Below are 13,725 nucleotides of genomic sequence, written 5' to 3' on the forward strand. Positions count from 1 at the left end.
GCGCATCATGATGCGCGCAGGTCACGTGTCACCTATGTCTCCGAACACCTGTTACCCATGTCTCCGGTCTGTACAAGGGGAGAGGGAGAACACCTTGCTCAGGCTAGTTCGGGCGGCTTTGGAGCACCCAGCGGAATCCCCTGACGCGCGGCGTACGCCACCACCTCCGCGGTATTGTGCAGGTCGAGCTTGCGCATCAGGTTCTCGCGGTGCTTGCGCGCAGTCAGCGGGCTGATGTCGAGTTGCGCGGCAATGTCGCCGGCGGTGGCGCCGCGCGCGATCAGCATCAGGATCTGCAGTTCGCGCCGGGTGAGCGTGGCAATGCCGTCCGGTGCCGCGGTGGCCGGTGCAGTGGCGCGCGCGGCCACGAAGTTGCGGCCCTCGCGCAGGGCCATGAGCGCGGGCACCAGTTCGCTGATATCGCCGCTCTTGACCAGGTAGCCATTGGCGCCCGCATCGATCGCCGCGTGGGCCATGCCCGCGCCCGCGCTGCCGGTCAGCACCAGGATGCGCAGCGCGGGATGCCTGGTGCGCAGGCGTTCCACGAAGGCCAGGCCATCGACGCCGGGCATGCCCAGGTCCATCACCAGCAGGTCGGTCGGTACCCGTTCCAGGAGCCCCAGCAGTTGCGCGCCATCTGCTGCCTCGCCCGCCAGCACCAGGTTGCCGACGCCGGACAGCACCTGCTTGAGGCCCTCCAGCACGATGGCATGGTCATCGGCGAGGGCCACGCGGGTCGGGACGGGAAAGCGGCTCATCGCGGCAGGTGCATCGGTGGCGAATGGGAAAGGGAAGGTGGTATAAAACGGCAGCCCGTCAGTCCGGCAGCTGCAGGTGGCCTGCTGAATGCCCCAATGAACCGGCGGCCGGCTGGATTATAGCGTTGCACGCCCAACCTGCCCCACGGCCTATCTAGCATGCGCAAGCTCCCGTTGTCCTGTTGCCGTACCGTTTCCTGCCGCCCGCAGCGGGCGCTCGCATCATGACGGCCACAGGCACCGGATTGCCGCCGGCCTGGCAGCCCGGCGATGTGCCGGCGGCGATGGTGGACCTGCTCTACCGCCAGTCCAACGCGGTCCTGTTTGCCAACTTCGTCATTGCGCTGCCGGTGGTCTACGTGCTGCGTCCCAGCGTGCCGCTGCCCATGCTGGCCGGCTGGATGGCCGCGGTGTACCTGCTGACCACGCTGCGCATCGGCCTGTCGTGGCGCTACTTCCGGCGCGACGGCAGCACGCCGCCGCAGGCGTGGGCGCGCCGCTTCATGGTGCTGTCCTGGCTGTCCAGCCTGCTGTGGGGCGCCGTGGGCTCTGCCATCCTGCTGCCGCCCGAACCGCAGCTGGTGGCGTTCTGCTGCATCGTGCTGGCCGGCATGTCCAGTGGCGCGATCCCGTCGCTGTCGGCGCATCCGGCCACCTACCGCGGTTCAGTCGCGGCCATGCTGCTGCCGTTCACCATCTATTGCCTGGTGCAGCAGGGGCCGGTGTATGGCGTCTACGCGGGCTTTGCCGCGTGCCTGCTGTGCGTCAACATCTACTACAGCCAGGTCACCTATCGCGCGCTGCGCGATGGCGTGACACTGCGCTTCGAGAACGTCGCGCTGATCGGCGAGCTTGAGCGCGAGCGCGACCGCGCCACCGCCGCGGACCGGGCCAAGACGCGCTTCCTGGCGGCCGCCGGGCACGACCTGCGCCAGCCGGTGTATGCCATCGGCCTGCAGGCGGCATCGCTGCTGACACTGGGCGAGCGCGGCGACGTGGCAGGCAGCCAGGCGCATGCCATCGGCCACCGGCTGCAAGCCACGCTGGCGCGCATGGACAACCTGCTCGACGGCCTGCTCGACGCCTCGCGCCTGGATGCCGGCGTGATGCCGGTGCGCCGCCAGCCGCTGCAGCTGGCGCGGCTGCTGGCCGAGCTGCGCGACGAGTACGCCGAGCAGGCGTGCCAGCGCGGCAGCGTGCTGCGGGTGGTGCCGGCGCGCGCGTGGATCGACAGCGATCCGGACCTGCTCAAGCGCATCCTCGACAACCTGGTGGCCAATGCGCTGCGCCATGCGCCGCGTGCCAGCATCCTGGTGGGCGCGCGGCGCCGCGGCGATGCCATGGAGATCCAGGTGATCGACACCGGCCCGGGCATCGCCGCGGCCCAGCAGTCGCGCGTGTTCGACGAATACGCCCAGGTGCCGGGCCTTGCCACGGCAGGCGACGACCAGGCGGGCGCAAAGGGACTGGGCCTGGGCCTGGCGATCGTGCGGCGCCTGGCGGCGCTGCTTGGCCACCAGGTGGGCCTGCGTTCCGCACCGGGGCGCGGCTGCGTGTTCTCGGTGCGCGTGCCGCTGGCTGCCGCCGCGGCACAGGTGCATCCAGCCACCCCCGCCATTCCCGCGGCCGCTGGCGAGCCGCTCTGCGTGATGCTGGTCGACGACGACGCGCAGGTGCTGGGCGCGCTCACCGAACTGCTGATGCTCTGGGGCCATGTGGTCTACGGCGGGCGCACCGTTGCCGCAGTGCGCGCTGCGTACCGCGCCGCCAGCCAGGACGGGCCCGCCCCGGTCCACCTGATCCTGGCCGACTACCGGCTGGCCGAAGGCCTGACCGGCATCGCCGCGGTCGGCATGCTGCGCGCCAGCCTGGGCCGCGCGGTGCCGGCGCTGATCGTCACCGGCGACACCGCGCCAGACCGGCTGCAGGCGCTGCATGACAGCGGCTTCCCGGTGTTGCACAAGCCGATCCTGGGCGAGGCCTTGCGCGCGGCCCTGCAGCGCGCGGTGCAGCCGGCCGAGGCCGCCTGAGGCCCTGCGCTGCATGCATGGCAGGAGCGGTTTATGATCGGGTTTTTCCGTTGTCCGGCGCCTTCTTGCGCAGTGCGCAAGCGCCTGAACCAGGAGCCAGTGTGCCCGATCTGTCCGCTTTCCCCATCACCCGCAAATGGCCGGCGCAGCATCCCGACCGCATCCAGCTGTATTCCCTGCCCACGCCCAACGGGGTCAAGGTGTCGATCATGCTGGAGGAGACCGGCCTGCCGTATGAACCGCACCTGGTGCGCTTCGACGCCAACGACCAGATGTCGCCGGAGTTCCTGTCGCTGAGCCCGAACAACAAGATTCCCGCCATCCTCGATCCCAACGGCCCGGGCGGCAAGCCGCTGGCGCTGTTCGAATCGGGCGCGATCCTGCTTTACCTGGCCGACAAGTCGGGCCAGCTGATCCCGGCCGACCCCGCGCGCCGCTATGAAACCATCCAGTGGGTGATGTTCCAGATGGGCGGCATCGGGCCGATGTTCGGGCAGGTGGGCTTTTTCCACAAGTTCGCCGGCAAGGAGTACGAGGACAAGCGCCCGCGCGACCGCTACGTGGCCGAAAGCCGGCGCCTGCTGAATGTGCTGAACCAGCGGCTGGAAGGGCGCGACTGGATCATGGGCGACGCCTACACCATTGCCGATATCGCTACCTTCCCGTGGGTGCGCAACCTGCTTGGCTTCTATGAGGCGGGCGAACTGGTTGGCATCCAGGACTTCCCGCATGTCAGGCGCGTGCTGGAGGCGTTCGTGAAGCGCCCGGCGGTGGTGAAGGGGCTCGATACGCCGCACCGCGGCTGAGGCAGCCTGCGGCGTGCACGCCGCGGGCGTGGGCATCGTCCTACACGGGGGCCTCCCCGGCGCCTACAGAGGGGCGGGCGGCGCGCATCCTATAGTCCAGGAACAGGCGCGCCGCCCCGCGTTGCCTGAGGAGCCCGGACCATGCCGATGCCCACCACCTTTTCCCTGTTGCGTGTCGTTCTTCTGGCGGGCGCCACCGCTGCGCTCGCCGCCTGCGGTGAAACGGCCAAGCTGCCTTCCGAAGCGGGCTTTGGCCCCACGCCGCAGCTGCCGCCACCCAACCAGACCGCGATCCCCACCGTCAAGATCGCGCCGGCCATCGGCTGGGCCGCGGGCCAGCGCCCGGTGCCGGCCGCAGGCATGGCGGTGACGGCCTTCGCCGACAAGCTGGACCATCCGCGCTGGGTCTATGTGCTGCCCAACGGCGACGTGCTGGTGGCCGAGAGCAATGCCCCGCCCAAGCCCGACGACGGCAAGGGCTTCCGCGGCTGGATCATGAAGAAGGTGATGAAGCGCGCGGGTGCCGGCACCCCCAGCGCCAACCGCATCACGCTGCTGCGCGACACCAACGGCGACGGCGTGGCCGACCAGCGCTCGGTGTTCCTGAAGGACCTGAACTCGCCGTTCGGCATGGCCCTGGTCGGCAACGACTTCTACGTGGCCGCCACCGACGCGGTGCTGCGCTTCCCGTACCAGCCCGGACAGACCCAGATCACGGCCGCGCCCCAGAAGGTGGTGGACCTGCCCGGCGGGCCGCTCAACCATCACTGGACCAAGAGCCTGATCGCCAGCCGCGATGGCAGCAAGCTGTACGTGACGGTGGGCTCCAACAGCAACGTGGGCGAGCACGGCATGGACAAGGAGGTCGGCCGCGCCGCCATCTGGGAGGTCGACCCGAAGGCCGGCACGCACCGGATCTTTGCCAGCGGCCTGCGCAATCCCAACGGCATGGCGTGGGAACCGGTCACCGGCATGCTCTGGACCGCCGTCAACGAGCGCGATGAAATCGGCAGCGACCTGGTGCCGGACTACATCACCTCGGTGCGCGACGGCGGCTTCTATGGCTGGCCCTACAGCTACTACGGCCAGCATGTCGACGCACGCGTGAAGCCGCCGGCGCCGGACCTGGTGGCCAGGGCCATTGTGCCGGACTATGCCGTGGGGGCGCACACCGCGTCGCTCGGGCTGGCCGCCGCCGGCGGCAACAGCCTGCCGGCGCGCTTCAGCGAAGGCATGTTCGTGGGCCTGCACGGTTCGTGGAACCGCAGGCCGCTGGCGGGCTACAAGGTGATCTTCGTGCCGTTCAGCAAGGGCCGGCCCAACGGCGCGCCGTTCGACGTGCTGACCGGTTTTCTCGATGAGGACGGCAACGCGCGCGGGCGGCCGGTGGGCGTGGCGATCGACAAGCAAGGCGGTTTGCTGGTGGCCGACGATGTCGGCAATACCGTGTGGCGGGTCAGCGGCGCGAAGTAGGCGGACCAGGGCGCGGCAGCGGCGGCACCGCACCGCTAGAATGACGGCGTCCCCACACGCCGGGCCCGCTGCCGTCCATGTCTCTCACGGTCTTCGCTGTCGTCCTGCTCGCCGCGTTCCTGCATGCCGCCTGGAACGCGGTGGTCAAGGGCGGCGGCGACAAGATGCTGTCGACGGTGATGGTGGCGGTGAGCGCCGGACTGATGGGCGCCGTGGCGCTGCCGGCGTTGCCGCAGCCGGCGCCGGCGAGCTGGCCGTTCATCGCCGCGTCAGTGGGCGTGCACGTGGTGTATTTCGCGCTGGTGGCACGCATCTACCACACCGCGGACATGAGCCAGACCTACCCCCTGATGCGCGGCACCGCGCCGCTGCTGGTGGCGGTGGCCAGCGTGGGCTGGCTGGGCGAGCACCTGTCGGCGCTGGCGTGGAGCGGCATCGCCGTGATCAGCCTGGGCATCCTGGCCATGGCGGGTGGCGCCCGCGGTGCCCCTGGCAGCCGTGAGGGCATGTGGCTGGCGCTGCTGAACGCAGTGGTGATCGCCGCCTATACGCTGATCGACGGCACCGGCGTGCGCCGCTCCGGCGCGCCGGTAGCGTATGCGTTCTGGATCTTCGTGCTGACCGCGGTGCCGCTGGCGGCGTGGGCGCTGGTGGCGCGCCGGCCGGCGCTGGGCGGCTATGTGCGGCGCAACCTGGTGTTCGCGCTGGTGGGCGGCGGCGGCACGCTGGCGTCCTACGGGCTGTCGCTGTGGGCGATGACACGCGCGCCGGTGGCCCCGGTAGCCGCCCTGCGTGAGTCCTCGATCCTGTTCGGCGCGCTGATCTCCGGGCTGCTGCTCAAGGAGCGCGTGGGCGCCGCCCGCCTGGGCGCGGCCTGCCTGATCGCCGCCGGCGTGGCCACACTGCGCTTTGCCTGAGGGCACGTCTGGGTGCCGGTCTGAACGCCTGGCCGCTGCGCGCCGCCGGCGCTGTCTATACTTGGTTTTACCGGGGTCAGAGGCGGAGGGGCACTGTGTCCGCGCAAACCGGCAGCCTGGCATCGACGCCGAGGAGAGGGCATGGACCACACCGCAGATTCGTTTCGGGCCTTTGAGCTGGCTGGCTGGGAAGATCCCGAGGTCGTCAGCCAGTACCAGGAGCATCTGTCGCATGTGACCCGGCAATCGGTCGAGTCCCTGCTTGACGAGGCCCATGTGGCCAGCGGGCTGCGCGTGCTGGATGTGGCCACCGGCTCTGGCCATGTCGCGGCGGGGGCGGTGCGGCGCGGTGCCGAATCCGTCGGCATCGATTTCTCGCTGGCGCAGGTGCAGCTGGCGCGCAAGCTCCATCCGGATGTTCATTACGAGCAGGCCGATGCGCAGGCGCTGCCGTTCGGCGATGCCAGCTTCGATGCCGTGGTCAATGGCTTCGGCATGTGCCACCTGTCCGACCCCGATACCGCGCTGGCCGAGGCCTTCCGCGTGCTGCGCCCGGGCGGGCGCATTGCCTTCACCGTGTGGGACACGCCCGAGCGCGCGGTCGGTTTCGGCGCGGTCTATGCCGCGATCCGCGCCTACGGCTCGATGGAGGTCGATATCCCCGTGGGGCCGAACTTCTTCCTGTTCAGCGATCCGGGCCATTGCCGCACCGCGTTGCAGCAGGCCGGCTTTGTCTCGCCCACCTGCCGCAACGTGCCGCAGGTATGGCGCTTCTCCACGCCCGACCAGCTGTTCGATGCGCTGGCCCAGGGCACCGTGCGCGCCGCCGCCACGCTGCGCGCGCAGACCCCCAAGGCCCGCGACGAGATCCGCGCCGTGCTGCGCGGCACCGTCGCCGCTTACATGCGCGGCAGCGGCTTCGAGGTGCCGATGCCGGCAGTGCTGGCGGCAGCGGTCAAGCCCTGAGGGCGGGGCTGTTGGACGGGCCCCGTCTTGTTTTTGCCACTGCAGTGTCTCCCTTGCGCAACATTTGAAGGGGCAGGGGAATTCCGAGCCGCCTTAAGTGATAAAACGGTGATTGCCTATCGCACCAGGCAGTGACCAGGGTTTGCCGTGTCCCTACGCCCGGCTACCGCGCGGAGTGTCCATTGATGAAGCGCAGACAGGTGATCTGGCAGGTAAATTGCACGAAGCTTGCCGAGCCCTATTTTCTCGGGCACCTGATTTGGTCGTGGCCGAGTTTCTCCGTACCTCTGCGTTCTGCCTGTCGACCGGCGCTACGGCAAGCCCCCTTTTAAGCGGGTTTTCGCCGCTAGGAAACCATGCCAGAATGTATGCGGGGTAAATTACATCCGCATGGGGTTGTAATAAGAACAAGGAGAAAGAGACGTGGACTTTATCGATGAAGTAAGAGCACTCGCATCTCGCGTTGCTGCGGCGAAGGATATGTTGCAGACCGAAGAAGCAACCAAGAATGCCATGGTAATGCCATTCATTCATCTTCTTGGCTACAACGTTTTTGACCCGCTGGAGGTCACACCGGAACTCATCGCCGATGTCGGAACCAAGAAGGGCGAGAAGGTTGACTATGCAATCCTCAGGGATGGGAAGCCAATCATGCTCTTTGAATGCAAGAAGAGCGGTGGAGATCTCCATATTAATCATGCAAGCCAGCTCTTTCGGTACTTCCATGTTACGGAGGCTCGGTTCGGCGTCCTGACAAACGGTCTTACTTACCGCTTCTTCACGGACCTTGAAAAACCAAACAAGATGGATGAGAAGCCGTTCTTCGAATTCAGTATCCTGGATTTTAGGGATCAGGATGTAGAAGAGCTTAAGAAGTTTGCCAAGTCAAATTTTGACCTTGAAAACATTCTTACAACTGCGAACCATCTTAAGTACACCCGTGCGATCAAGAATACCCTCGGCGAGTGGATGTCCAATCCGCCGGAAGAGTTTGTCCGAATGGTGTCTGCCGATTTTCTGGCGGGGAAGCAGTTTAGGGCGGCGGTTAAAGATCAGTTCACGCAGATCACTAAGCATGCTTTTCAACAATTAATTGCCGATAAGATCAACGAACGCCTGAAGGGTGCCATGACGCCGGAGCCGTCATTGACACCGGTGCGTGACGCTGAACTGGCCGCTACGGAGCTCTCCGCAGTCAGTGAACCATCGGTCGTCGAGATGGAGGCATTCCAGATCATCAGAGCAATCTTGCGGCCCATCGTGGCTCCTGCGCGTGTCGCAATACGGGACGCTGCCAGCTACTGCGCGATTCTGTTCGACGACAATAATCGCAGGCCGATCTGCCGGCTACGGTTCAACAACGAATCTCGGCTGGTCATTGGCCTCTTTGATGAAAACAAGGAAGAAGAGCGCATTCCGCTGAAGAGTCTTGATGACATCTTCGACCACTCCGACCGGCTACAGGCATGCGTCAGCTCATATCTTCAACCATCCGAAGGATGAAGATCTGAACACTCGGTGCCGGCTGCCGCTGTTGTACGCGGGGCCCGCTTTCCCAAACCGGCGAGGCGGTGGAATCGGCCACGCTAGGGCACCGCGGTCGGGCAAGCGCGGCCTACGTGGATGCTTCTGGTCGGTCATCCGCCCTGACGGGAAACCCTGTGCGACAGGGGGTGTTGGGTAGCGACAGACATCCCTGCCGCCAGCGTCGGCCTGGCCCCACCATCCCATTCCCGGAAAGTGCCGTAATCCACGCCGCAACCAGCCTTGTGGCGGTGGCACGGTCATTGCGCAACGGACAGCGAGCGCGGCGCCGCGGCTCGTTGTGCCACCAGCCAGCAATGGCTTGCCGGAGAATCCCGATGTACACCCGACCCCAATGCCAGACAGGGCAGGCCGCGCCGCGCCCATCCGCAATCCTGCACCGCTCGCGCCAGGCCATGGCGCTGCTGCGTGTGCTGGGCTTATGCGTCAACAGTGTCGCCTGCGCCCAGTCCGAAGCGCCGCAGGCTGCAGCGCCTGCCGTGCAGGCCGTGACGCCGGAACAGAAGTTTGCGCCCGGATACCTGGAGGCCGTTGCCACCGGTTATGACAATGGGTTGGCCTTGCGGGAGCCGGAAGGCCTCGCGCCGCTGAGGCCGCCGCGCGAGGCGCGCAGCGCGCCGGCGGCAGGCGCCGTGCCGGTTGCCATGCCAGCGGCGGTGCGGCCGCAGCCGGCGCGCTGACCTGGCGGGGCCCCGGGAGCAGGGTGGCGAAACAAGTGGCGCAGTGCGGGCCTTTAGCGCCTGACCTGTTCCTGTTCGTCCCGCCCTGCCGACATGAAGTCGTTCGGGAAGGCTGGGTACTTGAGTTCAGCCTTGGGGTGACGCGGTCCAGTCTTCGATGCGCAGGCCCGGATACGTCGCAAAGTCGCGCACGTTGCGCGTGACCACTGTCAGATCCTCCGCAATGGCATGGGCGGCAATCAGCTTGTCCATGACATCTGCCTTGCGTTCGCGCGTGGCGGCACGAATCGGGCCGTAGGCGCGCGCGGCTTCGGCGTTCAGCGGCAGCACTGGGACCCGCGCGACCAGCCCTTGCAACGCGCGCCGCGCAGCCTCCGGATTGCCAGAGACGGTTACACCGTATTCGAGTTCGGCCAGGGTAATCGCAGACAGCACCACATCGCCCTCGAAGCATTGAGCAAAGCGTTCGGCTACCTGGGGCGGCTGGTGCTTCATCAGGTAGATGCACATGTTGGTGTCGAACATATACCTGGCCATCAGAATCCCTCCCGCTCAGCCTGCTCCTGGTCGCCGCGGCCTTGTGCCATGAAGTCGGCCGGGAACGCGGCGAAGGCGTCGAGCAGGCCCGTCAGGCGCTGTCGCACGGGGCGGATCCGCAACTCATCGCCGATCCGCTCGATTTCCAGCTGCATATCGGTGTCGGGGTAGGCCAGTTCCGCGGGAATGCGCACCGCTTGGGAGTTTCCGTTACGGAAGATCCGGGTGAAATGCATTGTGGTTTCCATGTACATCCTTGTATGTACGAGCATAGCACCATCTAATCAGAAGTACATCTGCGTGTGTACGTCCATAATTCTCAATCTCGTCTGTCATTACCTACAATTCGTCACACTGGTAATTCCCCGCCCCATGGACATCGATCTCGCCCGCACCTTCCTGCAAGTCGTCCGCACCGGCAGCCTGCTGGCCGCGGCCGACAAGCTGCATGTCACCCAGACCGCCGTGACCGCGCGCATCAAGAGCCTGGAATCGCAGCTCAACTGCCGCCTGTTCGAGCGCAACAAGGCGGGCGCACGGCTGACGCCCGATGGTCAGCGCTTTCTCGGCTACGCCAGCCAGCTGGTGCAGACCTGGGAGGCGGCCTGCCGCGAGCTGCCGTTGCCGGCCGGGCTGGCCAGCCTGTTTCGTTTCGGCACGGAAATCAGCCTGGGCAACCCGCTGGTGCTGCTGTGGACCACGCGCCTGCGCCAGCTGATGCCGGCGCAGGCGGTGCGGGCGGAGGTGGGGGAAGGGGCGGAGTTGCAGCGCAAGCTGCAGTCAGGCACGCTGGATGCGGCGCTGGTCTACCAGCCGGAGTACGCGCCCGGCATGCATGTCGAGGCGCTGATGGAAGAGAAGCTGATCCTGATCCGCTCAACGCAGCGCGACGGCGGCTATGTCTATGTCGACTGGGGACCGGAATTCCGCCGCCAGCATGACAGCGCGCTGCCGGAGCATGCGCGCGCCTCGCTGTACTTCAACCTGGGGCCGCTGGCGCTGCAGTACATCCTGCAGTTCGGTGGCAGCGGGTATTTCCGGACACGCGTGGTGCAAAGCTACCTGGACAGCGGGGTGCTGGCGCGCGTGGAAGGCGCGTCAGAGTTCTCTTATCCGGTATTCCTCGTCTGCGCCAGGGCCCCCGCAGGGGCGTCGCAGGATGCCGTGCGCATCCTGCGTGACATCGTGAGCGAAGAATCCGACTGGTCGCAGCGCTGGGACTTCCCGCAATAGCGCAAAGCGGTCAGATCCGGACCGGCACCAGTTGTCCCATCGGGCCGGGCACGGCCACCAGGCGCCATTGCCGCACGCGCCTCACCCGGCGGCCGCGCCCGCCGCCGCGCGGCGGGCGCGGTTCCAGCCCGGCAAAGCGGCCATGCCGCTGCGCGCGTTCGAACACCGGCTCGGGCACCCGCGTCCCGATCAGCCAGGTGACGGTGCCTCCCAGTGCCACCAGTGCCAGCGCCAGGGCAATCCAGAGGACGGCTTCCATGTTCCCCGCTCCATCGAATAGGTATCTGTGCTTCCAGTATTGTGCAAAGCGTTCCGGCGGGTAAATGAAAGTTATTTCCACTTCATATCAATAAAATTGCATTCAAGCCGGCTTCTCCTTCAAACCTGGCCGTTCGGCTGCGGGAGGAAAAATCATCCTTTCCGACGAATCTCATAGACGCTGCACGGCAGACACTCAGCCGGTCACTCTCAAAAACACCAGGAGACCCCGCATGCAACGCCTGATCTTCGAAGCCGAACACGACGCCTTCCGCGAATCCGCCCGCCGCTTCTACCAGCGCGAGGTGGGGCCGCACGGCGAGCGCTGGCGCGAACAGGGCTGTGTGGACCGCGAAGTGTTCCGCAAGGCCGGCGAGCAGGGCTACCTGCTGATGTGGGCTGACGAGAAATACGGTGGCGCCGGCGTGGAGGACTTCCGCTATGAGCAGATCCTGATCGAGGAAAACGCGCGCCACGGCGACTCGGGCTTCTTCGGCACGCTGCACTCGCGGCTGGTGGCGCCGTATATCGGCCGCATCGGCAACGAGGAACAACGCCAGCGCCTGCTGCCGGCGGCCGCGCGCGGCGAGTCGATCTTTGCCATTGCCATGACCGAGCCGCAGGCGGGCTCCGACCTGGCCGGCATGCGCACGCGTGCCGAGGACCATGGCGACCACTGGGTGCTGAACGGCGCCAAGACCTATATCTCGAACGGCCAGCTGGCCGACTACGTGGTGGTGGTCGCGCGCACCGATCCGGAGCGCAGCCATGGCCTTGGCCTCTTTATCGTCGAGCGCGGCATGCCCGGCTTCGAGCGCGGGCGCAAGCTGCGCAAGATGGGCCTGCACTCGCAGGACACCTCGGAGCTGTTCTTCGACAACGTCAAGGTGCCCAAGGCCAACGTGCTGGGCGAGCCCGGCCAGGGCTTCCGCTACCTGACGCGCCACCTGGCCGAAGAGCGGCTGATTGGCGCCTGCGGCTACATGGCGTCGGCGCAGGTGGCGTTCGACCTCACGCTGGACTATGTCAAGGAGCGCAAGGCCTTCGGCCGGGCCATCGGCACGTTCCAGAACTCGCGCTTCAAGCTGGCCGAGCTGCGGGCGCAGCTGGATGCGCTGCAGACCTTCGTCGACCAATGCGTGCTGCAGCACAACGCCGGCACGCTGACCGTGGAGACGGCGGCGTCGGCCAAGCTGCTCACGTCGGAACTGCAGGGGCGCATGGTCGACGAGGGCGTGCAGCTGCACGGTGGCGCCGGCTATATGGAGGAGTACCGCATCTGCCGCATGTACACCGACGCGCGCATCTCGCGCATCTACGCCGGCAGCAGCGAGATCATGAAGGAGATCATCGGCCGCAGCCTGGGGCTGGATGACCGCGTGAAGGGGTAACCCGCCTGGCAGTGCAGACGGCACGGCCGGCAACGGCCGTGCCGTTTTTCATGGTTTTCCGATTGGCTAGGGTTTTCGCGCAGTTAAAGGCTTTGGTCAGCTTTATGAAAGCCGTTTGTAATGCGATTCGGTTTGAATGCGTGCGGGAGATCGTGTCCGGTGGCGTCTGATGCACCAGGACAGCAGGCGAGGGCGCACCAGGACAGCCACGCTTCGCGGCCGCATTGGCGGGATCAGGGTCGGATGAATATTTGCCGCCCTGGTGCACCGTTCGGCGAGCACGGTCGTTTACCGCAGACCGTTGTCGAACCGAGCCTGACTGACCGTGCCTTTTGTCTTTTCCCGTATTGCCGTAGGTGCCCTGCTGCTACTGGGGGTTCTGGCCCGGCCCGCGGCAGTCCTTGCCGCCGAAGGCCCCGCCGATCCGCTTCCTTCCGCTGATTCCGCAGATGCTGCCGGTCCTTGCGTGCCGCCGCCGGCGGGCGCGACGCTGACCCTGGCGCAGGCGCGCCTGGACGCACTGCGCTGCAACCGCGACATCATCGCCGCCCGCCGCGGCGTCGAAGCCAGCCAGGCGGACATACAGATCGCTTCGCAGCGGCCCAACCCGGTGCTGAGCCTGGGCGTGACCAACATCAACCCGCATGCCGGCATCGGCTCGGGCAACCTGCGCAGCAAGACCGTGGATTCCACCCTGCGCGTGGACCAGCTGATCGAGACCGCCAACAAGGGCGGCCTGCGCGTGGACGCCGCGCGCAAGGCCAGCGCGGCCGCCGGCGAAGTGGTGCAGGCGGTGGTGGCGCAGCAGAGCGCCGCGGCGGAGCAGGCTTTTTATGACGCGGTGGTCAGCCAGGAGCGCGTGGCGGTGCTCAAGGAGATGCTGGCGCTCTACGACCGCACGCGCCAGGCCAGCGAGACCCGCCTGAAGGCCGGCGACGTCTCGCGCGCCGACGTGACCAAGCTGCAGCTTGACGCGCTGCGCGCGCAGAGCGACATGCGCCAGGCCATGACCGACCACGCGCGCGACAAGGCCCAGCTGGCGCAGGCCATGGGCGTGCCCGGCACGCTTGCCGGCAACCGGCTGGTGCCGGACTGGCCGCCGCTGGATACCCCCGTGCCGCAGGTCGATCC

Annotated in this window: 14 protein-coding genes; 10 read left to right on the forward strand and 4 right to left on the reverse strand. The window is 66.9% G+C overall.

The annotated features are described in order from the left end of the window. Positions 1 to 98: 98 nt before the first annotated feature. On the reverse strand, positions 99 to 758 hold the full coding sequence (locus AC3WLE_RS30150) for a response regulator (protein WP_492320696.1): 660 nt from the start codon (positions 756 to 758) through the stop codon (positions 99 to 101). Between the two features lie 224 nt (positions 759 to 982). Between AC3WLE_RS30150 and AC3WLE_RS30155 the strand changes: the two genes are divergently transcribed. The 7 genes from AC3WLE_RS30155 (at position 983) to AC3WLE_RS30185 (ending at position 9,175) form a co-directional block, all read left to right on the forward strand. After that, entirely contained in the window at positions 983 to 2,788 is a 1,806-nt protein-coding gene (locus tag AC3WLE_RS30155) for a hybrid sensor histidine kinase/response regulator (RefSeq protein ID WP_492357426.1), read from the forward strand. A gap of 101 nt (positions 2,789 to 2,889) precedes the next feature. Beyond that, positions 2,890 to 3,594, forward strand: a complete 705-nt coding sequence (locus AC3WLE_RS30160; RefSeq protein ID WP_492352028.1) for a glutathione S-transferase N-terminal domain-containing protein — start codon at positions 2,890 to 2,892, stop codon at positions 3,592 to 3,594. Positions 3,595 to 3,735: 141 nt separating this feature from the next. Beyond that, positions 3,736 to 5,067 (forward strand): PQQ-dependent sugar dehydrogenase, encoded by a 1,332-nt coding sequence (locus AC3WLE_RS30165; protein ID WP_492357425.1) that lies wholly within the window; start codon positions 3,736 to 3,738, stop codon positions 5,065 to 5,067. A gap of 77 nt (positions 5,068 to 5,144) precedes the next feature. After that, positions 5,145 to 5,984, forward strand: coding sequence for an EamA family transporter (locus AC3WLE_RS30170; protein ID WP_439669720.1), 840 nt, complete (start codon positions 5,145 to 5,147; stop codon positions 5,982 to 5,984). Between the two features lie 141 nt (positions 5,985 to 6,125). Then, positions 6,126 to 6,950 carry a class I SAM-dependent methyltransferase gene (locus tag AC3WLE_RS30175; protein WP_492320700.1) on the forward strand — a complete coding sequence of 275 codons (825 nt, stop codon included), beginning with the start codon at positions 6,126 to 6,128 and terminating at the stop codon, positions 6,948 to 6,950. Between the two features lie 423 nt (positions 6,951 to 7,373). Then, positions 7,374 to 8,453 carry a type I restriction endonuclease gene (locus AC3WLE_RS30180; RefSeq protein ID WP_492320701.1) on the forward strand — a complete coding sequence of 360 codons (1,080 nt, stop codon included), beginning with the start codon at positions 7,374 to 7,376 and terminating at the stop codon, positions 8,451 to 8,453. Between the two features lie 359 nt (positions 8,454 to 8,812). Next, on the forward strand, positions 8,813 to 9,175 hold the full coding sequence (locus tag AC3WLE_RS30185; RefSeq protein ID WP_492320702.1) for a hypothetical protein: 363 nt from the start codon (positions 8,813 to 8,815) through the stop codon (positions 9,173 to 9,175). 126 nt (positions 9,176 to 9,301) lie between these two features. On the opposite strand, the gene AC3WLE_RS30190 is transcribed toward AC3WLE_RS30185, so the two are convergent. Then, positions 9,302 to 9,712, reverse strand: coding sequence for a type II toxin-antitoxin system VapC family toxin (locus AC3WLE_RS30190; RefSeq protein ID WP_492352031.1), 411 nt, complete (start codon positions 9,710 to 9,712; stop codon positions 9,302 to 9,304). Then, a complete protein-coding gene (gene vapB / locus AC3WLE_RS30195) occupies positions 9,712 to 9,948 on the reverse strand; it encodes a type II toxin-antitoxin system VapB family antitoxin (protein ID WP_492320704.1) in 237 nt (78 codons plus the stop codon). The genes AC3WLE_RS30190 and vapB overlap by 1 nt, the downstream gene beginning before the upstream one ends. Positions 9,949 to 10,084: 136 nt before the next feature. Between vapB and AC3WLE_RS30200 the strand changes: the two genes are divergently transcribed. After that, positions 10,085 to 10,945, forward strand: a complete 861-nt coding sequence (locus AC3WLE_RS30200; RefSeq protein ID WP_492363611.1) for a LysR family transcriptional regulator — start codon at positions 10,085 to 10,087, stop codon at positions 10,943 to 10,945. Between the two features lie 10 nt (positions 10,946 to 10,955). Here AC3WLE_RS30200 and AC3WLE_RS30205 read toward each other — a convergent pair whose 3' ends face one another. Beyond that, the gene (locus AC3WLE_RS30205) at positions 10,956 to 11,204 is read right to left on the reverse strand and encodes a hypothetical protein (protein WP_492340463.1); all 249 of its coding nucleotides are present in this window, start codon (positions 11,202 to 11,204) and stop codon (positions 10,956 to 10,958) included. 232 nt (positions 11,205 to 11,436) lie between these two features. On the opposite strand from AC3WLE_RS30205, the gene AC3WLE_RS30210 reads away from it, so the two are divergent. Beyond that, positions 11,437 to 12,594 (forward strand): acyl-CoA dehydrogenase family protein, encoded by a 1,158-nt coding sequence (locus AC3WLE_RS30210; RefSeq protein ID WP_114133891.1) that lies wholly within the window; start codon positions 11,437 to 11,439, stop codon positions 12,592 to 12,594. Positions 12,595 to 12,919: 325 nt separating this feature from the next. Then, positions 12,920 to 13,725, forward strand: an 806-nt coding sequence (locus AC3WLE_RS30215) for a TolC family protein (RefSeq protein ID WP_492363612.1), incomplete at its 3' end; no start/stop codon positions are given.

Source organism: Cupriavidus sp. FW306-1B-F12B (assembly GCF_058781795.1).